The following is a 23,980-nucleotide window of genomic DNA, read 5'->3' as shown; positions in this document are numbered from 1 at the left end:
CTTCCTCTGTGGGAGTGAGCTTGCTCACGAATGTTTTATCGGCCATCGGTAATGTGGTGGATGTAAACGCGCCTTCGTGAGCAAGCTCACTCCCACCTGGGGACGTCGCAAGCCGAGAATGATTGATGGAAAGCGGGCCCGGTTCTGGCCAGCTTTTCCGAATGGAGTGTTTATGACCGTCAAGGTTCTGGTAGTAGACGATTCGGGCTTCTTTCGCCGTCGCGTCTCGGAAATTCTGTCCTCTGACACCACGATTCAAGTGGTCGGCACCGCCACCAATGGCCGGGAAGCGATCGACCAGGCCCTGGCGCTCAAACCCGACGTGATCACCATGGACTACGAAATGCCGATGATGGATGGCATTACCGCAGTTCGTCACATCATGCAGCGCTGCCCGACCCCGGTGCTGATGTTCTCCTCGCTGACCCACGAAGGCGCCCGGGTGACCCTCGACGCGCTGGATGCCGGGGCCGTGGACTTCCTGCCGAAGAACTTCGAAGACATCTCGCGCAACCCTGAGAAGGTCAAGCAGATGCTGTGCGAGAAGGTGCACAGCATTTCCCGCAGCAACCGCCGTTTTGGCGGTTTCAGCAGCCCGGCGGCGCCAGCACCGGCGGCCGCCCCGGCACCGGCAGCGAGTTCGCTGCGCAGCACGCAAACGACCACTGCTGCACGCCCGGCCGCCCCGGCGCCCGTCCGCCCTGCGCCAGCGGCGCATGCGGCCCATGGCGCTGCGCATCATGCCCCGGCTGCGTCGCCCGCACCCAAGCGCAAGGCCTACAAGCTGGTGGCGATTGGCACCTCCACCGGCGGCCCGGTGGCGCTGCAACGGGTGCTGACTCAGCTGCCCGCCAATTTCCCGGCCCCCATCGTGTTGATCCAGCACATGCCCGCAGCTTTCACCAAGGCCTTCGCCGAGCGCCTGGACAAGCTGTGCCGTATCAGCGTCAAGGAAGCCGAGGATGGCGACATCCTGCGTCCGGGCCTTGCGCTGCTGGCTCCCGGCGGCAAGCAGATGATGGTCGACGGTCGCGGCGCAGTGAAAATCCTGCCGGGCGATGAGCGCCTGAACTACAAGCCGTGCGTGGACATCACCTTCGGTTCAGCCGCCAAGGCCTACGCCGACAAGGTGCTGGCCGTGGTGCTGACCGGCATGGGGGCGGACGGCCGCGAAGGCGCGCGTCTGCTCAAGCAGGGCGGCAGTCATATCTGGGCTCAGGACGAAGCCAGCTGCGTGATCTACGGCATGCCGATGGCCATCGTCAAAGCCGATCTGGCAGACGCCGTCTACAGCCTGGACGATATCGGGCGTCATCTGGTCGAGGCGTGTATCTGATGGATGTTTTGACACTTATAGGGATCATTCTGGCGTTCATCGCCATCATCGGCGGCAACTTCCTGGAAGGCGGCCATCTGGGCGCCTTGCTCAACGGCCCGGCGGCACTGATCGTGCTCGGCGGTACGCTGGCGGCCTGCCTGCTGCAAACGCCGATGAGCGCGTTCAAGCGGGCGATCCAGATCTTCATCTGGATTCTGTTTCCGCCTCGCATCGACCTGCAGGGCGGGATCGATCGCGTGGTCAACTGGAGCCTGACCGCACGCAAGGAAGGCCTGCTGGGCCTGGAAACCGTGGCCGACACCGAGCCTGACGCCTACTCGCGCAAGGGCCTGCAACTGCTGGTGGACGGCGTCGAGCCCGAAGCCATCCGCAGCATCCTGGAAGTGGACTTCCTGACCCAGGAAAGCCGCGACATCCAGGCCGCCAAGGTCTTTGAAAGCATGGGCGGCTACGCGCCGACCATCGGCATCATCGGTGCGGTCATGGGCCTGATTCATGTCATGGGCAACCTGGCCGACCCCAACCAGCTGGGCAGCGGCATTGCCGTGGCATTCGTGGCAACCATCTATGGCGTGGCCTCGGCCAACCTGATCCTGCTGCCGGTGGCCAACAAGCTCAAATCGGTGGCCGTGCGTCAGTCGCGCTATCGCGAAATGCTGCTCGAAGGGCTGCTGTCGATCGCCGAGGGCGAGAACCCGCGCTCGATCGAGTTGAAGCTGCAAGGTTTCATGGAGTGATGGACTGATGGCCCGTCGACGTCGCCACCACGAGGAGCACGAAAATCACGAACGCTGGCTGGTGTCCTACGCGGACTTCATCACCTTGCTGTTCGCCTTTTTCGTGGTCATGTATTCCATTTCCTCGCTCAACGAAGGCAAGTACAAGGTGCTGTCCGAGGCGCTGGTCGGCGTGTTCAACGAAGCCGAGCGCAGCGTGCGGCCGATCCCCATCGGCGAGCAGAAGCCGCAGACCGTGCGCCCGGCAGACCCCTTGGTCAAGGACAGTGACCAGACCGACGCCGCCCTCGGCCAGGCCGCGCAGGACCCACTGAAATCCATTGCCGACGACGTCAATGCCGCGTTCGGCGACCTGATCGCCTCGAACCAGATGACCGTGCGCGGCAACGAGCTGTGGATCGAGATCGAGCTCAATTCCAGCCTGTTGTTCGGAAGCGGCGACGCGATGCCCAGCAACCTGGCGTTCGACCTGATCGACAAGGTGGCGAAGATCGTCAAGCCGTTCGACAACCCGATCCACGTCGAAGGCTTCACCGACGACCAGCCGATCAGCTCGGCGCAGTTCCCGAGCAACTGGGAGCTGTCGTCGGCACGGGCGTCGAGCATCGTGCGCATGCTGGCGATGGACGGCATCAATCCGGCGCGCATGGCCTCGGTCGGTTATGGCGAGTTCCAGCCACTGACCTCCAATGCCACCGCCGATGGCCGCGCGCGCAACCGCCGCGTGGTGCTGGTGATTTCCCGCAATCTGGATGTGCGCCGCAGCCTGACCGGCTCCGGCACGGCGGCCAATGCAAAACCCGATGCGGCATTGCGCCGTGCTGGCACACAAACTGCACCAGTCCCGGCTAAACCGCCGCAAGGCGTCAAATCTTCGTCATCTGCCCCGTGACTGCGGGCGCAGCGCTTTGATCGGCGGGAACACCAACACATGAGAGTCTGGGCGGTAGCCAATCAGAAAGGCGGGGTCGGCAAGACCACCACCTCCATCGCTTTAGCCGGCTTGCTGGCCGAGGCGGGCAAGCGCGTGGTCGTGGTCGACCTGGACCCTCACGGCTCGATGACCAGCTACTTCGGCCACAACCCCGATGCGCTGGAGCACAGCTGCTTCGACCTGTTCCTGCACAAGGGCGCGGTGCCGGAAGGCCTGCCGGGCCAGTTGCTGCTGCCCACCAGCGATCAACGTATCTCCCTGCTGCCGTCGAGCACCGCGCTCGCCACGCTGGAGCGCCAGACACCGGGCCAGAGCGGCCTGGGCCTGGTGATCGCCAAGAGCCTTGCGCAGCTGTGGCAGGATTTCGATTACGCGATCATCGACAGCCCGCCACTGCTGGGCGTGCTGATGGTCAACGCCCTGGCGGCGAGCCAGCAACTGGCGATTCCGGTGCAGACCGAGTTCCTCGCGGTCAAGGGCCTGGAGCGCATGGTCAACACCCTGGCGATGATCAACCGCTCGCGCAAGGTGCCGTTGCCGTACACCATCGTGCCGACGCTGTTCGACCGCCGCACCCAGGCCTCGATGGGCACGCTCAAGCTGCTGCGCGACAGTTTCCCCGAGCATGTCTGGAACGCCTACGTGCCGGTCGACACACGCCTGCGCGATGCCAGCCGGGCCGGCGTCACGCCTTCGCAATTCGACGGCAAGAGCCGTGGCGTGCTGGCCTACCGCGCGTTGCTCAAGCACATGCTCACCGAGCAGCTGGCGGGGCAGGGCAGTGGCCAGCAAAGCAATGGGAAAGAGAGCAACGGACAGGGACAGGTGGCCTGACATGTCCATTGATCGTTTACTCGCCACCCTTGCCGTTACGCATTCAAGTCCACAGGGCCCGCAGCCGATATTTGGGGCAGGCGGCAATCGCATCACTTATTTTCGGGCTCTTGTATGAACCGCCCTCTGGACACCGCATCACGGCCACAACTGGCGCTGCAGAATTACCTCGACGCGTTGCTTTCTGACGCGACCGAAGAACTGGAAGTCGCCGAAAGCATCGATGACTTTCAGGCCGCCGTACTTGAAGAGCAGGCCCATGACGCACGCATGCGCTCGGCGGTTGCCGAAGCGGTCGCGGCGGCCGTGCCTGCGCCGGTCAGCCGGCCTGCGCCGGTGTCGCTGGCGTTCACGCCAAAGGAGCGGCCCGTTGCCGAGCCTGTAGCGGCGAAAGTGCTGGAAGCGCCGGTGATCCTGCCGCCGGTGATCGCACCGCCCATCATCGAAGTGCCGCCGGTTGAAGCGCCAGTGGTCGAGGCGCCTGTCGTAGCCGAGCCTGTCCCCGGGCTGGTGGAACCGGTGGCCGACGTGCACCTGCCTGCCCAGCGCCCGCCCGTGCCGCCAACCTCGGACGAGCGCCCGGCATGGGCCGACGAGCCGTTCGAATGCCTGCTGTTCGACGTCGCCGGTCTGACTCTGGCCGTGCCGCTGGTATGCCTGGGTTCGATCTACCCGCTGGCCGGGCATGACCTGACGCCGCTGTTCGGCCAGCCTGACTGGTTTCTCGGCATCCTGCCCAGCCAGGCCGGCAACCTGAAGGTGCTGGACACCGCGCGCTGGATCATGCCGGATCGTTATCGCGACGATTTTCGTCAGGGCCTGCAGTACGTGATCTCGGTGCAGGGCTACGAGTGGGGGCTGGCGGTGCATCAGGTCAGCCGCTCGCTGCGCCTGGACCCCAATGAAATCAAATGGCGCACCCATCGCGGTCAGCGGCCCTGGCTTGCCGGGACGGTGATCGAGCACATGTGTGCGCTGCTGGACGTGTCTGAACTGGCCGAGCTGATTGCCAGTGGCGCGGTCAAGCAGATGCAGGCACAGAAACAAACACCATCGAATAAACACTAAAGCGGCGCCAACGCGCTGCTCGCAGAGCACAACACGCAAGGGGTTAGGGGTATGAAGAAGTCGTCAGCACAGGGTTCCGAAGATCCGATCCTGCAATGGGTCACCTTCCGCCTGGACAACGAAACGTATGGCATCAACGTGATGCAGGTTCAGGAAGTGCTGCGCTACACCGAGATCGCGCCGGTACCGGGAGCGCCAAGCTACGTGCTGGGCATCATCAACCTGCGCGGCAACGTGGTGACCGTGATCGACACCCGGCAGCGCTTTGGTCTGCCGCCGGTTGAAGTCAGCGACAACACGCGTATCGTGATCATCGAGGCCGACAAGCAAGTGGTCGGGATCCTGGTCGACAGCGTCGCTGAAGTGGTTTACCTGCGCCAGTCGGAAGTCGAAACCGCGCCGAACGTGGGCAACGACGAATCCGCCAAGTTCATCCAGGGCGTGTGCAACAAGAACGGCGAACTGCTGATCCTCGTCGAGCTGGACAAGATGATGACCGAGGAAGAGTGGTCCGAGTTGGAGAACATCTGATTGATCTTCGAGGTTGCGGTGATTTTCCTGGCGGTGTTGTGGGTCGCGAGCGTCGCGATGTTCATGGCCCACACCAAACGCCAACGCACGCAGGCCATGCAGCAGGTCGAAGCCGACTCGCTGCGTGATCAGCGCATCCGCGATCTTGCCCGGCGCCTGGAAAACTACCAGGGCGGCACTGTGAAGATGGGCGAGGACTTGCACGAGTTGCGCTCCATCGTCGCGCCCCTGCCGGACAAGATCACCGCGCTCGAGCAGCGCGACCCTTCCACCTTGTCCTTTGCTCAGGCAGCGCGTCTGGTGAGCATGGGGGCCAGCGTTGATGAACTGACTCAGTCTTGTGGGTTGACCCAGGCCGAGGCGCAGTTGATGGCCAGGTTGCATGGGGATAATTGATTTGCGGCTGGGCGAGCCTTTTCGCTCGTAGCCAGGCGAGGCGATCCGGGATCAAAAGCGTTCTTCCTAACGTCAGACCTGTTTCGACTTCGTCGAGTTACTTGGAAAAGCCCCAAGTAACCAAGGGCTTTTGCTCCTGGTTTGGCCCTGACTTCGTCAGGGTTCCTTCACTCCGGTCTCGCTCCGTGGGCCCGGCGTGAAAGGGCCATCCATGGCCCACACGCCTCTCGCCGCATCCATGCGGCTCGACCCACTCCGCGAGACCTGCGTTCAGCCTGCACCCAAGTCGCGATTTGTGGTGTCTGGGCTATCGCGTATGAAGATCAAAAGCAACGGCAACGTTATGGTGCTGTGCGATCTGCTTTTGGCCGAAGGCCGTGGGAGCGCAGCTTGCTCGCGATCTGGCGCGAAGCGGCAGCAAATCCTGTACACGCGGTGTGCCTGACACGGCCAAGATGGATGGTTTTACTGCCGCTTCGCGCCAGATCGCGAGCAAGCTGCGCTCCTACGGCCTCCGGCCAGAAGCAGATCGCGAACATCTCTAAAACGCGCCTTTGATCTGGTTTTTGATCTTCATGCGCAAATCTCCCAGACACCACCAATCGCGACTTGGGTGCAGGCTGAATGGAGGTCTCGTGGAGTGGGACGAGCGACAGGATGTCGCGAGAGGCGCGTGGGCCATGGATGGCCCTTTCGCGCCGTGCCCACGGAACGAGGCCGGAATGAAGGTAGTCCGACGAAGGAGGACCCAAACCAGGAGCAAGACCCTTTGGTTACTTGGGGGTCTTCCAAGTAACTCGACGAAGTCGAAACAGGTCTGACGTTAGGAAGAGCGCTTTTGATCCTGGATCGCCTGTCTACAGGATGCGTTGTCATTCAGTATTTTGGAGGGGTGACATCCCGCTCCACCGGCGCCGGATCCGGATCAAACCCCGCCGGAAACTTGCCTTTCAAGCGCCAGGCAAACGCGATGATCTCGGCGATGGTCAGGTACAGCTCCTGCGGAATGCTGTCGCCCAGTTCCATGCGCGCGAGCATTTTCACCAGTTCCGCGTTTTCGTAGATCGGGACCTTGTATTCCCGGGCAATGGCCAGGATGGCCTCGGCCAGGGCGTCGTCGCCCTTGGCGGTGAGGGTAGGAGCCTGTTGGCCGTCGTAGCTCAGGGCGATGGCCTGGCGCGGGTTCTGTGGGTGCTTGCTCATCAGGCGTTCTCGTCGATCCAGCGTTGTTCCAGCACCGTGCGTGCGCCCTGGTGGGGCACGCCGCGGTTGCACGCCAGCTCTTTGACGTTCAGGCCGCAGGCCACCAGGCGTGCGCGCAGGTTGTCGAGTTCGCTTGTGATCAGCTCGGCGGCGCCTTCGCGCTGTGCCCACATCTGGCTGGACAGGCTGCCTGCCACCAGTTGCGCCTGCACCTGCAGTGGCCCCAGGGGTTCGAGGTCGAACGCCAGTTCCACGCGCCAGAGCTTTTCCTTGTCCTTCTCTTCGCCGGTCACGGTTTCCGGCGATTCCTCACGCTCGGGCGTGTCTTCGCGCTGGACCTTGACCTGCAGCGGCACCACGTCGTGGGCGTTGCGCATGGGGATTTCCAGCTGCCAGGTGGTGACCTGGGTGCCATCGGCGTTGCTGCGGGTCTGTTCAAGGCCGCCCAGTTGGTGGCTCTGCAGCCGGGAGATAGCACCTGCCGCGAGTTTGAGCAGGGTTTCCAGATCGTCCTTGCCTTCGGGATTGCCGAGGGTGCGCGCCGGTAATGGGAAGCTGGTTGGCACGCTTGGCGCCGAGACCAGCCCCAGGGTGCCGAGGGCGTTGCGGATCATGCTCGGCATCGCCCGGGCCATGGTGTTGGCCGCCGCGGCGGCGTTATAGCTGGTGTTGTCCGGCAGGCCGGGGAGAATCTGGGCGATGACCCGCAGCAGGTTGGCCTTCATGTCCGGGATCAGCGTCGGGTTCTGGCCGGCCAGCAGGCGCGATTCCATGAACAGGCCGCTGGCATTCAACGCCTGAGCCACACCTTTGGCGGTGGTCATCTGTTGCAAGTCCGGGAGGTCGGCAAACAGCTGATCGATGCTGGCGCGCAACGAAGCGGGCAGGGTGTCAGGGCTGTCGGCCGGGGGCGGCGGCAGGTTTTGCAGGGCGGTGATCAGGCTTTGCAGCGAGCCCTGGCGGCTCTGCTGGGTCGACAGCTGCTGGGCCAGCGCCAGTTCGTCGAGGCGGTTGGGCATGGCGATGAAATTCAGCGCCTGGCTGTTCTGCACCTGGGCGCTGAGCAGGCTGCCCACGCGCAGCGGCTGCGGGCTTTCGATGGTCAGGCTGCTGCCGGCCAGGGCGGTGTTGAGCAGCATCACGATCGAGCGATACACCGTTGGCTGGGTCGAAGCGCTGCCTGTGGGCAACCCCGCCAGCTGCGCGACGTTCTGCGCCGCCACCTGGGTGGTCAGCACTTTGCCCTGCAGCAGGGTGCCTGCCGGCAGCTGGCGGGTGTCGATGCTGGTCAGGCTGTTAGTGATGGCTTTCTGCAAGTCCTGCACGCTGATGGTCAGCGTATCGGCCGAGCCCTGGGCGACGTTCACTGTGGTGCCGGGCGTCAGGGGGAGCGAGCTGGAAACGGGGAGGGTGGTCTGGCGGCCGTTGTCCATGGTCAGCTTGAGCAGCAGCTGGAAGTCGTCGCCCAGTTGCTTGAGGCTGACCACTTCGGCATTGGCCACCTTGCCTGCATCGAGCAGGCCGGCGCGCGGCTCCATCAGCTTGAGCACTTCGCCTGGCGGTACGCCTGCACGCAGCAGGGCGGTGGCCGCGGCGACGGGAGAAAGATTGGGAATATCGCCTGTCATTGAATCCGGACTCGGTAAAATTGCGCTCTCGAAGGCTCAAGCTGGCATAATCCAGCACCGATGTCACAGGCGCCCTCGCCAAGCCGCACCAGTATAACGGCCGCCGCGCCCCTGACTTGAACCGCCGTGCACTCCTGCCATCCGAAAAGAAGGTCCACATGCCGATCCCTGTTCTTGAAGCCGTAGGGCTCGCTTGCGAGCGCGATTTGCGCCTGCTGTTCGAGCATCTGGACCTCAAGCTGGCAGTGGGCGACATGGTGCAGATCAGCGGCCCCAACGGCAGCGGCAAGACCAGCCTGCTGCGCCTGCTCAGCGGCCTGATGCAGCCCACTGCAGGTCAGGTGCTGCTCGACGGCAAACCCTTGAGCGAACAGCGCAGCGCCCTGGCCGACAACCTGTTGTGGATCGGCCACGCGGCGGGCATCAAGGATCTGCTCACCCCCGTGGAGAATCTCAGCTGGCTGTGTGCGCTGCATGACAGCGTCGCCACCGATGCCCTCTGGCAGGCGCTGGAGTCCGTCGGCCTGCGCGGTTTCGAGGACGTGCCCTGCCATACGCTGTCGGCCGGGCAGAAACGCCGGGTGGCGCTGGCGCGGCTGTATCTGCCGGGGCCGGCATTGTGGATGCTCGACGAGCCCTTCACTGCGCTGGACAAGCAGGGCGTGGCGCAACTTGAAGAACACCTTGCCGGCCATTGTGAGCGCGGCGGCACCGTGGTGCTGACCACCCACCACACGCTGAGCCGCACGCCTGCCGGCTATCGCGATCTGGACCTGGGGAAATGGGCCGTATGAATCACGTATTTCCCCTGCTGATCGCCCGCGAGGCGCGCCTGCTGTTTCGCCGTCCGGCTGAATTGCTCAACCCGCTGGTGTTCTTCGCCATCGTCATTGCGTTGTTTCCGCTGGCGGTCGGCCCTGAGGCGCAGTTGTTGCAGACCCTTTCGCCGGGGCTGGTGTGGGTGGCGGCGCTGCTCTCGGTGCTCTTGTCGCTGGACGGCCTGTTTCGCAGCGATTTCGAAGACGGCTCGCTGGAGCAGTGGGTGCTGTCCCCGCATCCGCTCTCGCTGCTGGTACTGGCCAAGGTGCTGGCCCATTGGGCGTTTTCCGGGCTGGCGCTGGTGTTGCTCTCGCCGTTGCTGGCCTTGATGCTCGGGTTGCCCACCGCGTGCCTGCCAGTGTTGCTATTGTCATTGTTGTTGGGCACACCGGTGCTGAGCCTGCTCGGCGCCGTGGGCGCGGCCCTGACGGTAGGGCTCAAGCGCGGCGGTCTGCTGCTGGCGTTGCTGATACTGCCGCTGTACATCCCGGTGCTGATTCTGGGCAGCGGCGCCCTGCAGGCTGCCCTTCAGGGCATGCCTGCGACCGGCTATCTGCTTTGGCTTGGCAGCCTGACAGCACTCGCTATAACGCTGACACCTTTTGCAATTGCTGCTGGCTTGAAGATCAGTGTTGGCGAATAATCAAATTCCTGATCGATTGGACAGCTTTTTGGCATGAGCGCCACCGACGCTTCGGTCAACAGAAGCGCTTGTAGATGAATGAAACCGTGAGAAACGCATGATGAAAAAGGCAGCGCGATGAACACAAGCGCCAAGACGAAAGGCGGCATCAGTTGGGCCTGGTTCCACAAACTGGGTTCGCCGAAATGGTTTTACGGCATCAGCGGTCGCCTGCTGCCCTGGCTCAGCATCGCCGCTGCGCTGTTGATCGGCATCGGCGTGGTCTGGGGCCTGGCCTTCGCGCCGCCGGATTACCAACAGGGCAACAGCTTTCGCATCATCTATATCCACGTGCCTTCGGCCATGCTGGCGCAATCCTGCTACGTGATGCTGGCAGTCTGCGGCGTGGTGGGGCTGGTGTGGAAGATGAAAATGGCCGACATCGCGCTGCAATGCGCCGCGCCCATCGGCGCCTGGATGACCGCCGTGGCGCTGGTCACCGGGGCGATCTGGGGCAAGCCGACCTGGGGCTCCTGGTGGGTCTGGGACGCACGCCTGACGTCCATGCTGATTCTGCTGTTCCTGTACTTCGGTCTTATTGCGCTGGGCAACGCCATCAGCAATCGTGACAGCGCGGCCAAGGCCTGCGCAGTGCTGGCCATTGTCGGCGTGATCAACATCCCGATCATCAAGTACTCGGTCGAGTGGTGGAACACCCTGCACCAGGGCGCGACCTTCAGCCTTACCGAAAAACCGGCGATGCCCGTCGAAATGTGGCTGCCGCTGCTGTTCACCGCTCTGGGTTTCTACTGCTTCTTCGGCGCCGTGCTGCTGCTGCGCATGCGCCTGGAAGTGCTCAAGCGCGAGTCCCGCGCCAGTTGGGTCAAGGACGAAGTGTTGAACAGCCTCGGTCGCAATGGCAAAGGAGCCGGGCAATGAGTTTCGAGACATTCGTCGACTTCCTCGCCATGGGCAAACACGGGCTGTTCGTCTGGACGGCCTACGGCATCTGCCTGACCGTACTGGCCGTCAACGTCGCGTCACCCTTGCTGGCGCGCCGGCGTTACCTGCAACAAGAGGCGCGTCGTCTGCGCCGGGAGAGCAACTCGTGAATCCGCTGCGAAAGAAGCGCCTGTTGATTATCGTGGCGATCCTCGCCGGGGTCGGCATCGCGGTCAGCCTGGCCTTGAGCGCCCTGCAAGAGAACATCAACCTGTTCTACACCCCGACCCAGATCGCCAGCGGCGAAGCGCCCCACGACACGCGCATCCGCGCCGGCGGCATGGTGCAGAAGGGCTCGCTGCAACGTTCTGCCGATTCGCTGGACGTCAGCTTTGTGGTCACCGACTTCAACAAGTCGGTAAAAATCACCTATCGCGGCATCCTCCCGGACCTGTTCCGCGAAGGGCAGGGCATCGTTGCGTTGGGCAAGCTCAACGCCGAGGGCGTGGTGGTGGCGGACGAAGTGCTGGCCAAGCACGATGAGAAATACATGCCGCCTGAAGTGACCAAGGCGTTGAAAGACAGCGGTCAGCCTGCATCGAATTCACCCGCCGGTGCCGCCTACGCGCCGGCCAAACAGGGGTAAGCCATGATTCCCGAACTCGGCCATCTGGCCATGATCCTGGCCCTGTGCTTTGCCATCGTGCAGGCCGTGGTGCCACTGCTGGGCGCCTGGCGCGGCGATCGCGTGTGGATGGGCCTGGCCCAGCCCGCTGCCTGGGGGCAATTCGCCTTTCTGTTGTTCGCCTTCGGTTGCCTGACGTATTCGTTCATGGTCGACGACTTTTCGGTGGCCTACATCGCTGAAAACTCCAACAGCGCCTTGCCGTGGTATTACAAATTCAGCGCGGTATGGGGCGCCCACGAAGGCTCGCTGCTGCTCTGGGCGCTGATTCTCGGCGGCTGGACCTTTGCCGTGTCGGTGTTCTCGCGGCAGTTGCCGCAAGTGATGCTGGCCCGGGTGCTGGCGGTGATGGGCATGATCAGCGTGGGTTTCCTGCTGTTCCTGATCCTCACCTCCAACCCGTTCAGCCGCATCCTGCCGCAGAGCCCGCAGGACGGCCGCGATCTCAACCCGCTGCTGCAGGACCCGGGGCTGATCATTCACCCGCCGATGCTGTACATGGGCTATGTCGGGTTCTCCGTGGCCTTCGCCTTCGCCATCGCCGCCTTGCTCGGCGGGCGCCTGGACGCCGCCTGGGCCCGTTGGTCGCGCCCCTGGACCATCGTCGCCTGGGGCTTTCTCGGTATCGGCATCACCCTGGGCTCATGGTGGGCCTATTACGAGCTGGGCTGGGGCGGCTGGTGGTTCTGGGACCCGGTGGAAAACGCCTCGTTCATGCCATGGCTGGTGGGCACGGCGCTGATTCACTCGCTGGCGGTCACGGAAAAACGCGGCGTGTTCAAGAGCTGGACCGTGCTGCTGGCCATCGCCGCATTTTCCTTGAGCCTGTTGGGCACTTTCCTGGTGCGCTCCGGGGTGCTGACTTCGGTGCACGCCTTCGCTTCGGACCCGGCGCGCGGCGTGTTCATTCTGGTGTTCCTGTTGCTGGTGGTGGGCGGTTCGCTGACCCTGTTCGCCGTGCGCGCGCCGGTGGTCAAAAGCCATGTCGGTTTTGGCCTGTGGTCGCGGGAAACCCTGCTGTTGGGCAATAACCTGGTGCTGGTGGTGGCGGCCGCGATGATTCTGCTCGGCACCCTCTATCCGCTGGTGCTCGACGCCCTGAGCGGGGCGAAGATGTCGGTCGGTCCGCCGTATTTCAACGCGATGTTCGTGCCGCTGATGGGCGTGCTGATGGCGGTGATGGCCGTCGGCGTGCTGGTGCGCTGGAAAGACACCCCGGTCAAGTGGCTGATGGGCATGCTCGCGCCGGTGCTGGTCGCCAGTGCCGTGCTAGCTGTGATCGCCGGGTTCGCCATGGCTGATTTCCACTGGGCAGTGCTCGCCACCTTCCTGCTGGCGGCCTGGGTGCTGCTGGCTGGGGTGCGCGACGTGCTGGACAAGACTCGCCACAAGGGCCTGATCAAGGGCATGCGTTCGCTGACCCGCAGCTACTGGGGCATGCAGGTGGCGCACATCGGCATCGCCGTGGTGGCGCTGGGCGTGGTGCTGTCGAGCCAGAACAGCTCCGAGCGAGATATGCGCCTGGCACCGGGCGAGTCGGTGGAGCTGGGCGGTTACCAGTTCGTCTTCGAAGGCGCCAAACACGTTCAGGGGCCGAACTTCACGTCTGACAAGAGCACCATTCGCGTGCTCGAAGCGGGCAAGGAAGTGACGGTGCTGCACCCGGAAAAACGCCTGTACACCGTGCAGCGCTCGATGATGACCGAAGCGGGCATCGACGCCGGGTTCACCCGCGATCTGTACGTCGCACTGGGTGAGCCGCTGGACAACGGCGCCTGGGCGGTGCGGGTGCACGTCAAGCCGTTCGTACGCTGGATCTGGTTCGGCGGCCTGATCACGGCGCTCGGTGGCCTGCTGGCGGCGCTGGATCCGCGTTATCGGGTCAAGGTCAGGGCCAAGGTTCGGGATGCATTGGGGTTGTCGGGAGCGGCGGTATGAAGCGTTGGGTGTTGTTGATTCCTCTGGTGCTGTTCCTGGGCGTGGCGGCGTTTCTCTACAAGGGCCTGTACCTGGACCCTTCGGAGTTGCCGTCGGCGCTGATCGACAAGCCGTTTCCTGAGTTTTCCCTGCCGGCGGTGCAGGACGGCAAGCCGCTGACCCGCGCCAACCTCGTCGGCAAGCCGGCGCTGGTCAATGTCTGGGGCACCTGGTGCATCGCCTGCCGCGTCGAGCACCCGGTGCTGACCAAACTGGCACAGCAGGGCGTGGTGATCTACGGCGTCAACTACAAGGATGTGAATGCCGACGCGCTGAAGTGGCTCAAGGATTTTCACGATCCCTACGAGCTCAACATCAATGACGAGGCGGGCAGCCTGGGCCTGAATCTGGGTGTCTATGGCGCGCCGGAAACCTTCCTGATCGACGCCAAGGGCATCATTCGCTACAAGCACGTCGGCGTGATCGACGAGACGGTCTGGCGCGAGAAACTAGCCGGGCTGTATCAGGGGCTGGTCGATGAGGGCAAGCAATGAGCCGTACACCGATCCCTGTGGGAGCCGAGCTTGCTTGCGAAGGCGATGTCATGGCCGATGCAGATGTTGCGGATGTTCCGGCCTCTTCGCGAGCAAGCTCACTCCTACAGGTTGCGCGTTCAGCGGTTGTAGCCATGTTGATGCTGGGCAGCGCGAGTATCGCCCACGCCGCCATCGACGCCTACACCTTCAAGGATGACGCCGAGCGCGCCCGCTACACCGAGCTGACCCGCGAGCTGCGTTGCCCCAAGTGCCAGAATCAGGACATCGCCGATTCCAACGCGCCGATTGCCGCCGACCTGCGCAAGGAGATCTACCGCATGCTCGGCGAAGGCCAGAGCAATCAGCAGATCATCGACTTCATGGTCGACCGCTACGGCGAGTTCGTGCGCTACAAGCCTGAACTCAACGCCCACACCTGGCTGCTCTGGTTCGGCCCCGGCGGGCTGTTGCTGGGCGGCGTGGTGCTGATCGGCGTGATCGTCGCGCGGCGTCGCAAACAGCGCGCCGCTGAACCTGATGTGCTTTCCACCGAGGAGCGGCAGCGCCTCGCCCACCTGCTGGATAACAAACCCGAATGATCGATTTCTGGCTAGCGGCCGGCCTGCTGTTGCTGGTGGCTTTGAGTTTTCTGCTGATTCCCCTTGTGCGCGGTCGACGCGCCCAAAGCGAGGAGGATCGCACCGCCCTTAACGTCGCCCTGTATCAAGAGCGCTTGGCCGAGCTGCAGGCGCAGCAGGCCGATGGTGTACTGACTGCGGCGCAGATGGACAGTGGTCGCGCCGAAGCGGCCCGTGAGTTGCTGGCCGACACCGAAGGCGTTGCGGCACAAAAGATCGGGCGTCTGGGCAAGCCGTTGCCATTGCTGGTGGCGGTCCTGGTGCCGGTGCTGGGCCTGGGGCTTTACCTGCATTTCGGTGCCAGCGACAAGGTCGAACTGACCCGCGAGTTCGCCACGCCACCGGCGTCCCTTGCGCAGATGACCGATCGCCTGGAGCGAGCGGTCAAGGCGCAGCCTGACTCCGCCGAGAGCATTTATTTCCTGGCGCGTACCTATATGGCTCAGGATCGTCCGGCGGATGCTGCGAAGATGTTCGAAGCGGCGGTGGGGCTGGCCGGTCGTCAGCCGGAGCTGTTGGGGCAGTGGGCGCAGTCGCTGTATTTCGCCGGCAACAAGGCCTGGACCCCGCAGATCCAGGGGTTGGCCGACGAGGCGCTGAAAGCTGACCCCAAAGAGCCCACCAGCCTGGGCCTGAAAGGCATTAACGCGTTCGAGAGCCAGCACTTCCAGGACGCCGTGGATTACTGGCGGCGCCTGCTGGCGGTGCTGCCGCCCAACGATCCTTCGCGCAGTGCGCTGGAAGGCGGCATTGCCAAAGCCAGCGATCGGCTGGTGCAAAGCGGTGGCACCTTGAAGGACGCGCCCTTGGTGGCGGCCGCCGGGGCCCATCTGAAGGTTCAGGTGAGCCTGGCCGATGAGCTGAAGGCCAAGGTGCAGCCGGGCGATACGGTGTTCATCTTCGCCCGCGCGGTTTCCGGCCCGCCAGCGCCATTGGCGGTCAAGCGCGTGACCGTGGCGGATCTGCCGGTGCAAGTGGAGCTGACCGACGCCGACGCGATGATGCCGCAACTGAAACTGTCGAACTTTCCGGAAGTCCAACTGGTTGCGCGGGTATCCCGCGCAGGCCAGCCGACGTCCGGCGAGTGGATTGGCCGCAGTCAGCCGTTGCCCAGCAACGTGACCGCCCGCCAGGCCTTGACCATCGACAGCCCTGATCAGTAGCCGCCGACCCACCCAGCAGGTCGTGCGGCCCGACCCAAAAGAGATGCCTTTATGTATCGCGTCGCACGATTTGCCTTGTTGACTGTGGTGGTGGCGCTGAGCGCCGCCTGTGCGGTCCAGCGCCCCGGCCCTACCAGCTCGGAGCCGATTCCGACGATTCCAGGGCCGTCGCCCACCCCGCAGCCGGGCACGCCCCGCACCACGCCGCAGACCCCGCCTTCGATGCCGATTCCGTCGGGCCCGAAAACCAGCGCCAACTTCGCCCCGCCACCGGGCGGCAACAGTCACTGGGACGCGAAGCTGGGCGTGCATGTGCTCGACAACGTGCCCAACACCTTTTACCGCCAGCGCACCTATTACCGCTGGAACAACGGCTGGAGCTGGTCGACCTCGCCAGCCGGGCCTTGGCAGGAGACTGATTCGAGCGGCGTGCCGGCGGGGTTGAGTCGGCAGTTCGGGAATTGATCCCGGGGAGCGACACCGAACCGTAGCAGCACGGCTTGCCGGCGGGGGCGATCTTGAGGGCCACCCGCGAGCAAGCTCGGCTGCTACGGTCCAGATAACGCCACATCCGCGTACTGGGCCTGTGCAACGGCATAAAAAACGGCGACCTGAGGTCGCCGTTTCTGTTTGCGTGAATGGCTTATTTGGCCGGGTAGATCTGGTCGAACACCCCGCCATCGACAAAGTGGGTCTTCTGCACGGTGCGCCAGTCGCCGAAGGTCTTGTCTACCGAGAGGAAATCGACTTTCGGGAAGCGGTCGGTGTACTTGGCCAGCACCGCCGGGTCACGCGGACGCAGGTAGTTCGCGGCAGCAATTTCCTGGCCCTCCGGCGACCACAGGTACTTGAGGTATTCCTCGGCGGCGGCGCGGGTGCCTTTCTTGTCCACGACCTTGTCGACCACGCTCACCGGCGGCTCGGCTTCGGCGGACACGCTCGGGTAGACCACTTCGAACTGGTCGCGGCCGAATTCGCGGGCGATCATTTCCGCCTCGTTCTCGAAGGTCACCAGCACGTCGCCGATCTGGTTGGTCATGAAGGTGGTGGTGGCGCCACGACCGCCGGTGTCCAGTACCGGCACATGGCTGAACAGCTGGCCAACGAACTTCTTCGCCGCCGCTTCATCGCCGCCATTCTTCAGGGTGTAGCCCCACGCCGAGAGGTAGGTGTAGCGGCCGTTGCCCGAGGTTTTCGGGTTGGGCACCACGACTTCGACGCCATCCTTGACCAGATCCGGCCAGTCTTTCAGGTGCTTGGGGTTGCCCTTGCGCACGATGAACACCGTGGCGGAGGTGAACGGAGCGCTGTGGTTGGGCAGGCGCTCGACCCAGTTTTTCGGTACCAGTTCGCCGTTGTCGGCCAGCGCATTGATGTCGGTGGCCATGTTCATGGTGATCACGTCCGCCTGCAGGCCGTCGATCACGGCGCGTGCCTGCTTGCTCGAACCGCCGAAGGACATCTTCAGCGGGATGTCTTCCTTGTGCTCGGCCTGCCAGTGTTTCTGGAAGGCGATGTTGTAGTCCTTGTAGAAGTCGCGCATCACGTCATAGGAGACGTTGAGCAATTCGGGCGCGGCCTGGGCGGCACTGCCGAACGCCATGGCGGCGACCAGCATCGAAGCGGCGAAGATCTTTTTCACTGGGAAATTCCTTGGGGTGTCGGCAATTATTGTTATGACGAAAAAGAGTGGCTAATGGCCGCGACTATAACGAAATCGGTTAGCGCCCCATAGATTAAAAACTTCTGTACTTATACCTGTTTAACCGTGCAGCCGTTGATTGCCAGCGGCCTGGCGAAACAGCCGGCCCCCAGCCTGCACCAGCCAGCAGGCGAGGATGAACGGCGCGGTCAATGTGGCCAGACCCAGGCCGGCAAAACCCGGTTGCAGGAGGATCGCCAACAGGATGGCAATTCCCGGCAGCCAGGGTTTGTTGCGCACCTGGCTGAAGGCCAGAGCCGCCAGCGCAGGGTTGTAACCGGCCAGTCCCAACAGCAGTGGGTTGTTCTCCTGCTGCCACAAGGCGAACGCCACGCCGCTGACGCAGCCCAGCGCGGCCCATATCGCGGCACGCGGGCTTGCGAACAACAGGCCGATGCCGATCAGTACACCCGCCAGCGGGTTATCCAAGAGAAACACTTGGCCCAACCCCTGTGGCAGTGCGTGGAGCAGGTTGGTGTCAGTGATTGCTGCCGCAGGCATCGGCTCGGCGAACACCAGCAGCACCCAACTGAACAGCACGAACGGCGCGGTGTAGGCCTTCAGGCACGAGGCCCGCGGCGTTCGCGCAAGCCAGGCGTGCATCAGCATTGCGCTCAGCCCGCCGCAGGCGATGATCAGCAGCGGCGACAGGGGCGACCAGTCAAAGCGGTAGCTGATCAGCAGCCCGAGCAGTACGCCGTTGTAGCTGTACACGCCGGACTGGCGCTCAGCCTTGGGGTAGCCGCGGCGTTGTGCCGTTAGCAACCCGGCCACGGCGCCAAGCAGGGCGCCGCCCAGGGAAGAGGGCGCACTGATGAGGATTGCCAACAGGCACATCAGGCCACACAAGGGGTTGCGTTGCAGCAGGACCTGACTGAAGCCGTTGAGTAGGGCTTCGGCCCAGTCAGGGCAGTGAGAGGCGGGGGCAGAGCGAAGGGTTTGCATTGGTGTATTCAATAATGTTTTTTATTGTATACATAATGGCTGAAGGTGATGGGTCAGGCAAGTTTCGCCTCGTAGCAGTCCGGCTTGTCGGCGATGGCGATATCACTGGCACTGTCGCCGGCAAGCCGGACTGCTACGGGCTCTACGTCAAACCCGGAACTGGCGCAACAACCCGTTCAACTGCTCACTCAACCCCTTGAGCTGCACACTGGCCGCGCTGGATTGCTCGGCGGCAATCGCCGTGCCTTGGGACAGTTGCGCGGCTTGGGTGACGTTCTGGTTGATGTCCTCGACCACGTGGGACTGCTGCAGCGTGGCGCTGGCGATCGAGGCGTTCAGGCCATTGAGGTTGCGCAGGGCCTGGCTGATCGAGGTCAGGCTCTGGCCGGCCAGATTGGCCTGCTCGATGGTCAGTTGCGAGGAGCGGCTGCTGTCGCCGATCACCTTCACGGCGGCGTCGGAATGACTTTGCAGGCGCTCGATCATCACCTGAATCTCGGCCGTGGATTTCTGCGTGCGTTGCGCCAGCAGCCGCACTTCGTCAGCCACCACCGCAAAACCGCGGCCCTGGTCGCCCGCCCGCGCCGCTTCGATGGCGGCGTTCAAGGCCAGCAGATTGGTCTGTTCGGCAATGGAGCTGATCACCTCCAGCACCCCGCCAATCTGCGTGCTTTCGCTGGACAGGGTGCGGATCACGTCCACCGCCTGGTTAATGGTGCCGGACAGGTGGTCGATCTGCTTGAGGCTCGAATCGATGTTCGCCTGGCCCTGCTGCGCCTGGGATTCGGCATTGCGCATCTCGCTGGCGGCGTGCTCGGCGTTCTTGGCCACATCCTGCACGCCGTAGGTGACTTCGTTGATCGCGGTGGCCACCTGTTCCATCTGCAGCGACTGCTGCTGGCTGCGCTCTTGAGCCTGCAGCGCGTTGTTGCCCAGTTCGCCGGACGCCTGGCCAAGGCTCACCGCCGACACTTGCAGTTGGCCAATGACACCGCGCAGCTTGGCGGTGAAGGCGTTGAAGTGCCCGGCGAGCTGGGTGATTTCGTCCTTGCCGTGGGTTTCCAGGCTGCGTGTCAGGTCGCTTTCGCCGCTGGCAATGTTGGCCATGGCCTCGACCGTGGCGTTCAGGGGGCCGGAGATGCTGCGGCCGATGACGATCAACAGCAGCGCCATCACCACGATGATCGCGGCGCTGATCGACAGCGCCTTGATCACTTGCTGCTGGAATTCGGCCTGCACGTCGTCGACGTACACCCCCGAGCCGATGATCCAGCCCCAGGGCGTGAACAGCGAGATATAGGAAGTCTTCTGCACCGGCTCGCTGGCGCCCGGCTTGGGCCAGCGGTAGTTGACCATCCCGGCGCCCTTGGCCTTGGCCAGGGTGACCATTTCGTTGAAGACCTGGAAGCCGTCCGGGTCCTTCACCCCGGAAAGGTCCTGGCCCACCAGCTTGGGGTTGGCCGGGTGCATGATCATCACCGGGCGCAGGTCGTTGATCCAGAAGTAGTCGGTCTGGTTGTAGCGCAGGCCGCGAATGGCATCCATGGCCTGCTGCTGGGCCTGTTCGCGGGTCAGTTTGCCGCTGCTTTCAAGGCTTTGGTAATACTCCAGCACACCATTGGCGGTCTGCACCACGTGCATGGTTTTCTGCGCCTTGGCGTCATACAGATCGTCGTGGATCTGCTTGAGCATGGCCACGGCCAGGGTGAACAGCATCAGCACGGCGACGATTAGAATCAGCCACAGACGCCGGCTGATCGACAGATTACGCATATTCATGACCGTCACTCCGTTTCATTGTTCTTGTTATCGCGCGGGCCCTTCTTGACCACTCGCAGTCGCCTGCGAGCAGCACGGGCCCGTCTTCAGCATCTCGGCGCAGGATCGGCAAACCTGAGTGCGTGACGGGCGATTTGTACAGTCAGTCGTCGACTAAGGCCAATTCGCCATTAGTCCTAGAATCCACCTTTTCAGAAATCTGACGTCAAATTGCCAGCTTTGTAGGCAAAGGCTTACACGAAGTGGAGATTTCAGCTCTAGGTTGGATCCCAGATTCGCGATAAATTGGATCCATCAACCGCAACGAAGGAACGCTGCGGGATCAGGGACGATCGACCGTTCGCCAGGAATGGCTGCCGACAAGGAGTTGGACGGTCTTGCACAAACCCGCTTCGGCGGGTTTTTTAATGCCCGCAGAAAGGTCGACTCCCTCGCCGCAGCCTCCGCCGCTAATAACCTTATCGAGCAAATTTCATCATCGAATGGAATTTCCAGCGCGCGCGCCGCTCACAGTACCGACAGCAACCCGAGTCCAGGGCAGGGCTGGCTGAACAGGTAATGGGAAGACTTATGGTGGGTGCAGCGCAAATGGCAGCGAACGAGCAGGTAAAACGTCTCATTCTGGTGGTGGAGGATGAGTCGATCATTCGCGATTTCGTCTGCGAGATCCTGGGCGATGAGGGCTTTGCCACCCACGCGCTGGAAAACGCCGACGACGCCGTGAAGTTTCTCGATGATCACGCCGAGCGAGTGTCGCTGCTGCTCACCGATATCCTCATGCCTGGCACCTTGAACGGCGCCGATCTGGCCAACCTTTCAGGCAACAAATGGCCGCAGATTCCGATTCTGATCATGTCCGGCCATGAAACGCCGGAAAGCTCCGGCGTGCAGCACCCGGTGACCTTCATCCGCAAACCCTGGAGCTTCGGGCAATTGCTCGATGGCGTCGACAAGGCGCTGCAGTCAGTGAAGGCGCCTTAGCCCTAACCGATCTGAGTCCGCGCCTAGCGATCCGGCTCACACCCCTTGAGCACCAGGCGCACGATGGTCTGGGCGGCGGCCTCGTAGTCGGCGTCGTCCAGCTTCGCCTTGCCGGTGACCGACGAAATCTGCCAGTCGAAATCGGCGTAGGTCTGGGTCGCGGCCCAGATGCTGAACATCAGGTGATGCGGGTCGAGCGGGGCGATCAGGCCGTCGTCGATCCAGCCCTGGATGCACTCGATGTTGTGCCGGGCCTGGGCGTTGAGCTGTTCGGTCTGCTCATTGGTGAGGTGCGGCGCGCCGTGCATGATCTCGCTGGCGAACACCTTGGAAGCAAACGGCAGGTCGCGAGAGATGCGGATCTTGGAGCGGATGTAGCCGCTCAGCACTTCGCCGGGAACCCCTTGGCGATTGAAGGGGGTCGACGCCTGCATGATCGGCTCGATGATGCTTTCGAGCACCTCGCGGTAGAGGTTTTCCTTGGATTTGAAGTAGTAATAGACGTTGGGCTTGGGCACACCGGCCTTGGCGGCGATGTCGCTGGTCTTGGTGGCGGCGAAGCCCTTGTCGGCGAATTCTTCACTGGCTGCGCGCAGGATCAGTTCTTTGTTGCGCTCGCGGATGCTGCTCATAAAGCGGAATGTCCTTGCCTGCTCGGCGGTGGCGAATGGTAGCACCGGCCTCGCGACAGGCTCAAGATTGCGCCGGGCACCCAGGCGCAGGGGCTGTGCTGGCGGTTGTCGGCGGTGCTATGGTGCGCCTTGCGGTCGGATCAAGCGGGAATCAACTGGCGCCTTTTCAAGGCTGAACGGGATTTGCACGGCGAGGTGTCAGCAGCATGAACAACCCTTTGTTTTCCAGCGTCGTTGCCTATGCCCAGCACTGCGAGCGGCAACTGGTGGAAATCCTCCACCGCAGACCCACCCTGGATCGGCAGCAGGTCATGACCTGGGTCGACGAACAGAGCCACGCCCTCGAAGACTGCGACCCGCTTGAGCTGCTGCGCTCGCTCAACGCCAAGGTGCGGGCGGGCAAGCCGATGCCGTGGGAGAGCCACTGAAGCAGGCTTTTAAATGTGGGAGCCGGCTTGCTGGCGAATGCGGTGTCTCATTCAACGACGATATTGGCTGATCAACTCCATTCGCCAGCAAGCCGGCTCCCACGCCCTTCGGGCAGAGGCAGATCCCGAGCACTCCACCGTGCCAGGCCGAACCCTACCTACTGGTCCGAAACCTGCGCATATGCCTTGGCGGGCTCGCGGTTGTAGAAACTGGCCACGCCCACCAGCACCACCAAAACGCTCAACAACACCATCGACGAACCCACGGTGCCAAAATCCAGGCCGCCTTTCTCGTGGGGCTTGGTCAGCACATCGCCCAGCGTCGCGCCAAACGGCCGGGTCAGCACGAACGCGATCCAGAACAGCGCCACCGACGACAGCCGCGTGGTGTAGTGCAGCACAGCCACCACCGCAATCGCCGAACCGATCAGCAGGGCGCCGCCGGCAAAACCCAGCCCCGAGTCGTCCGCCAGGAAATCCCCCAGCGCCGTGCCCAGGGTGTTGGAAAACAGAATCGCGAACCAATAGAACAGCTCGGCCTTGAGCGTGGTCACGCGGGTCACCGAGAGAGATCTCTCACTCAAGTACCAGACCGAGAAAATCGCCAGCAAGATCGCCACGAGAATCGCCGAACCCGCCGCATACCCCAGGCCCAGCGTACGGTCCATGAAGTCCGACATCGCGGTGCCTGCCGTGCTGGTCGACAGAATCACGATCCAGTACAGCGCCGGGTTATAGCGCTTGGAGGCCAGTTGGGTCAGCAGTGTGGCGACGAACACGCTGATCAGAATCAGTGAACTCATCAAGTAACCGACGTCCAGGGTCATCGACAACAGGTCGCCGGCGGTTTCGCCAAGGGTCGTGGCACAGATCTTCATGATCCAGAAGGCGAGGGTAATCTGCGGAAGTTTATTCATGGGCTATACCGAAACAGGTCAGACACAGGGGTTGTCATAGGCGTCTGGCCTGAGCCGACGGTGGCCCATGGTCGGTGAAGGCGCGTTAAAAACAGGTCCAAGGGACATGAAAATCCCATGAAAGAGGCAGTTGGCGGACATATTCGCTTGCAGTTCTTTCGATCGCGACACGCCTTGAATAGTCAGCAGGTGTAAAATCCGCCGCGGCATATCGATGGACCGAATTGCCGTTACAAAGGTTACGGATTCAAACGAAGGAGATAGACCGATGCATGGATACGGAATGTCCGGAGACTTGCTTCACCTGAGCCTTTATCTGCTGACCATCGTCGCCTGGCTTTATTTATGGCTGGTGTGCGTCTTTGGCAGCGTGCCGTTCAAGAAGCGCCTGGGCACTCACGCACTGTTGATTTGCGCGCTGGGCGTGCCGAGCCTTGCCACCTTTATGGTGGGCGGGGCGTTTTTGTTGTTCGGGCTGGAATATATCTTGTGGAGTCTGATGGTGGTGGGCGTCGGCATGCCACTGGCGGGCGCACAGTGGGTCAATCGCGACCGGCAAAAAGACCAGTCGGTACAACTGCGACGTTGAACTTCATCGGGCGTG

At 63.0% G+C, this 23,980-nt stretch carries 27 protein-coding genes and 1 pseudogene; 20 read left to right on the top strand and 8 right to left on the bottom strand.

The window, feature by feature from the left end; translation table 11 throughout:
* Positions 1-172: 172 nt before the first annotated feature.
* The 7 genes from AC1MEK_RS23105 (at position 173) to AC1MEK_RS23075 (ending at position 5,839) form a co-directional block, all read left to right on the top strand.
* Positions 173-1,336: a protein-glutamate methylesterase/protein-glutamine glutaminase gene (locus AC1MEK_RS23105; protein ID WP_480398599.1), complete on the top strand. Its 1,164-nt coding sequence runs from the start codon at positions 173-175 to the stop codon at positions 1,334-1,336.
* Positions 1,336-2,076 carry a flagellar motor protein gene (locus AC1MEK_RS23100; protein WP_480398598.1) on the top strand — a complete coding sequence of 247 codons (741 nt, stop codon included), beginning with the start codon at positions 1,336-1,338 and terminating at the stop codon, positions 2,074-2,076. Before AC1MEK_RS23105 ends, AC1MEK_RS23100 begins: the two co-directional genes overlap by 1 nt.
* Before the next feature lie 7 nt (positions 2,077-2,083).
* Positions 2,084-2,968: a flagellar motor protein MotD gene (gene motD, locus AC1MEK_RS23095; protein WP_480398597.1), complete on the top strand. Its 885-nt coding sequence runs from the start codon at positions 2,084-2,086 to the stop codon at positions 2,966-2,968.
* Positions 2,969-3,007: 39 nt separating this feature from the next.
* Positions 3,008-3,844 (top strand): ParA family protein, encoded by an 837-nt coding sequence (locus AC1MEK_RS23090; RefSeq protein ID WP_480398596.1) that lies wholly within the window; start codon positions 3,008-3,010, stop codon positions 3,842-3,844.
* Between the two features lie 114 nt (positions 3,845-3,958).
* Positions 3,959-4,912 carry a CheW domain-containing protein gene (locus AC1MEK_RS23085; protein WP_480398595.1) on the top strand — a complete coding sequence of 318 codons (954 nt, stop codon included), beginning with the start codon at positions 3,959-3,961 and terminating at the stop codon, positions 4,910-4,912.
* A gap of 51 nt (positions 4,913-4,963) precedes the next feature.
* Positions 4,964-5,443, top strand: a complete 480-nt coding sequence (locus tag AC1MEK_RS23080) for a chemotaxis protein CheW (RefSeq protein WP_400599594.1) — start codon at positions 4,964-4,966, stop codon at positions 5,441-5,443.
* The gene (locus AC1MEK_RS23075) at positions 5,444-5,839 is read left to right on the top strand and encodes a DUF2802 domain-containing protein (RefSeq protein WP_480398594.1); all 396 of its coding nucleotides are present in this window, start codon (positions 5,444-5,446) and stop codon (positions 5,837-5,839) included.
* 876 nt (positions 5,840-6,715) lie between these two features.
* Here the strand turns inward: AC1MEK_RS23075 and AC1MEK_RS23070 are convergent.
* Both AC1MEK_RS23070 and fliK read right to left on the bottom strand, forming a co-directional pair.
* Positions 6,716-7,042 carry an EscU/YscU/HrcU family type III secretion system export apparatus switch protein gene (locus AC1MEK_RS23070; RefSeq protein ID WP_480398593.1) on the bottom strand — a complete coding sequence of 109 codons (327 nt, stop codon included), beginning with the start codon at positions 7,040-7,042 and terminating at the stop codon, positions 6,716-6,718.
* Complete coding sequence (gene fliK / locus AC1MEK_RS23065) at positions 7,042-8,670, bottom strand: flagellar hook-length control protein FliK (RefSeq protein WP_480398592.1); 1,629 nt, start codon at positions 8,668-8,670, stop codon at positions 7,042-7,044. The genes AC1MEK_RS23070 and fliK overlap by 1 nt, the downstream gene beginning before the upstream one ends.
* A 158-nt stretch (positions 8,671-8,828) precedes the next feature.
* Between fliK and ccmA the strand changes: the two genes are divergently transcribed.
* The 10 genes from ccmA (at position 8,829) to AC1MEK_RS23015 (ending at position 16,457) form a co-directional block, all read left to right on the top strand.
* Positions 8,829-9,464: a cytochrome c biogenesis heme-transporting ATPase CcmA gene (gene ccmA, locus AC1MEK_RS23060; protein ID WP_480398591.1), complete on the top strand. Its 636-nt coding sequence runs from the start codon at positions 8,829-8,831 to the stop codon at positions 9,462-9,464.
* Positions 9,461-10,132, top strand: coding sequence for a heme exporter protein CcmB (ccmB, locus tag AC1MEK_RS23055; protein ID WP_480398590.1), 672 nt, complete (start codon positions 9,461-9,463; stop codon positions 10,130-10,132). Before ccmA ends, ccmB begins: the two co-directional genes overlap by 4 nt.
* Positions 10,133-10,249: 117 nt before the next feature.
* The gene (locus AC1MEK_RS23050; protein WP_480398589.1) at positions 10,250-11,050 is read left to right on the top strand and encodes a heme ABC transporter permease; all 801 of its coding nucleotides are present in this window, start codon (positions 10,250-10,252) and stop codon (positions 11,048-11,050) included.
* The gene (gene ccmD / locus AC1MEK_RS23045) at positions 11,047-11,223 is read left to right on the top strand and encodes a heme exporter protein CcmD (RefSeq protein WP_480398588.1); all 177 of its coding nucleotides are present in this window, start codon (positions 11,047-11,049) and stop codon (positions 11,221-11,223) included. The genes AC1MEK_RS23050 and ccmD overlap by 4 nt, the downstream gene beginning before the upstream one ends.
* Positions 11,220-11,699 (top strand): cytochrome c maturation protein CcmE, encoded by a 480-nt coding sequence (gene ccmE, locus AC1MEK_RS23040; RefSeq protein ID WP_480398587.1) that lies wholly within the window; start codon positions 11,220-11,222, stop codon positions 11,697-11,699. The genes ccmD and ccmE overlap by 4 nt, the downstream gene beginning before the upstream one ends.
* 3 nt (positions 11,700-11,702) lie before the next feature.
* Positions 11,703-13,676, top strand: coding sequence for a heme lyase CcmF/NrfE family subunit (locus AC1MEK_RS23035; RefSeq protein WP_480398586.1), 1,974 nt, complete (start codon positions 11,703-11,705; stop codon positions 13,674-13,676).
* The gene (locus AC1MEK_RS23030) at positions 13,673-14,209 is read left to right on the top strand and encodes a DsbE family thiol:disulfide interchange protein (protein WP_480398585.1); all 537 of its coding nucleotides are present in this window, start codon (positions 13,673-13,675) and stop codon (positions 14,207-14,209) included. The genes AC1MEK_RS23035 and AC1MEK_RS23030 overlap by 4 nt, the downstream gene beginning before the upstream one ends.
* A gap of 134 nt (positions 14,210-14,343) precedes the next feature.
* Positions 14,344-14,790: a cytochrome c-type biogenesis protein gene (locus AC1MEK_RS23025; protein WP_480398584.1), complete on the top strand. Its 447-nt coding sequence runs from the start codon at positions 14,344-14,346 to the stop codon at positions 14,788-14,790.
* Entirely contained in the window at positions 14,787-15,992 is a 1,206-nt protein-coding gene (ccmI, locus tag AC1MEK_RS23020) for a c-type cytochrome biogenesis protein CcmI (protein ID WP_480398583.1), read from the top strand. Before AC1MEK_RS23025 ends, ccmI begins: the two co-directional genes overlap by 4 nt.
* Positions 15,993-16,043: 51 nt before the next feature.
* On the top strand, positions 16,044-16,457 hold the full coding sequence (locus AC1MEK_RS23015) for a hypothetical protein (protein WP_480398582.1): 414 nt from the start codon (positions 16,044-16,046) through the stop codon (positions 16,455-16,457).
* Positions 16,458-16,635: 178 nt separating this feature from the next.
* Here AC1MEK_RS23015 and AC1MEK_RS23010 read toward each other — a convergent pair whose 3' ends face one another.
* The 4 genes and pseudogenes from AC1MEK_RS23010 to AC1MEK_RS22995 all read right to left on the bottom strand — a co-directional run.
* Positions 16,636-17,634 carry a sulfate ABC transporter substrate-binding protein gene (locus AC1MEK_RS23010; RefSeq protein ID WP_480398581.1) on the bottom strand — a complete coding sequence of 333 codons (999 nt, stop codon included), beginning with the start codon at positions 17,632-17,634 and terminating at the stop codon, positions 16,636-16,638.
* A 120-nt stretch (positions 17,635-17,754) separates the two neighbouring features.
* Positions 17,755-18,639 (bottom strand): urea transporter, encoded by an 885-nt coding sequence (locus AC1MEK_RS23005; protein WP_480398580.1) that lies wholly within the window; start codon positions 18,637-18,639, stop codon positions 17,755-17,757.
* A gap of 147 nt (positions 18,640-18,786) precedes the next feature.
* Complete coding sequence (locus AC1MEK_RS23000; RefSeq protein ID WP_480398687.1) at positions 18,787-19,521, bottom strand: methyl-accepting chemotaxis protein; 735 nt, start codon at positions 19,519-19,521, stop codon at positions 18,787-18,789.
* Between the two features lie 123 nt (positions 19,522-19,644).
* Positions 19,645-20,331 (bottom strand): annotated as a pseudogene (locus AC1MEK_RS22995) (cache domain-containing protein); the annotation flags it as partial.
* A 675-nt stretch (positions 20,332-21,006) separates the two neighbouring features.
* Here AC1MEK_RS22995 and AC1MEK_RS22990 point away from each other — a divergent pair.
* Positions 21,007-21,399 carry a response regulator gene (locus AC1MEK_RS22990; RefSeq protein ID WP_480398579.1) on the top strand — a complete coding sequence of 131 codons (393 nt, stop codon included), beginning with the start codon at positions 21,007-21,009 and terminating at the stop codon, positions 21,397-21,399.
* A gap of 23 nt (positions 21,400-21,422) precedes the next feature.
* Here AC1MEK_RS22990 and AC1MEK_RS22985 read toward each other — a convergent pair whose 3' ends face one another.
* Positions 21,423-22,031, bottom strand: coding sequence for a TetR/AcrR family transcriptional regulator (locus tag AC1MEK_RS22985; RefSeq protein WP_480398578.1), 609 nt, complete (start codon positions 22,029-22,031; stop codon positions 21,423-21,425).
* Between the two features lie 206 nt (positions 22,032-22,237).
* Between AC1MEK_RS22985 and AC1MEK_RS22980 the strand changes: the two genes are divergently transcribed.
* Positions 22,238-22,459 carry a hypothetical protein gene (locus AC1MEK_RS22980; RefSeq protein ID WP_480398577.1) on the top strand — a complete coding sequence of 74 codons (222 nt, stop codon included), beginning with the start codon at positions 22,238-22,240 and terminating at the stop codon, positions 22,457-22,459.
* Between the two features lie 158 nt (positions 22,460-22,617).
* Here the strand turns inward: AC1MEK_RS22980 and AC1MEK_RS22975 are convergent, their stop codons facing one another.
* Positions 22,618-23,376 (bottom strand): COG4705 family protein, encoded by a 759-nt coding sequence (locus AC1MEK_RS22975; RefSeq protein WP_480398576.1) that lies wholly within the window; start codon positions 23,374-23,376, stop codon positions 22,618-22,620.
* A 283-nt stretch (positions 23,377-23,659) separates the two neighbouring features.
* Here AC1MEK_RS22975 and AC1MEK_RS22970 point away from each other — a divergent pair, with 283 nt between their 5' ends.
* A complete protein-coding gene (locus tag AC1MEK_RS22970) occupies positions 23,660-23,965 on the top strand; it encodes a hypothetical protein (RefSeq protein WP_480398575.1) in 306 nt (101 codons plus the stop codon).
* Positions 23,966-23,980: the final 15 nt, after the last annotated feature.

The sequence above is a fragment of the Pseudomonas sp. 2 genome (assembly GCF_056627435.1).
Note: the sequence above shows the minus strand (reverse complement) of the source record. Positions and strands in the feature narration are given on the sequence as shown.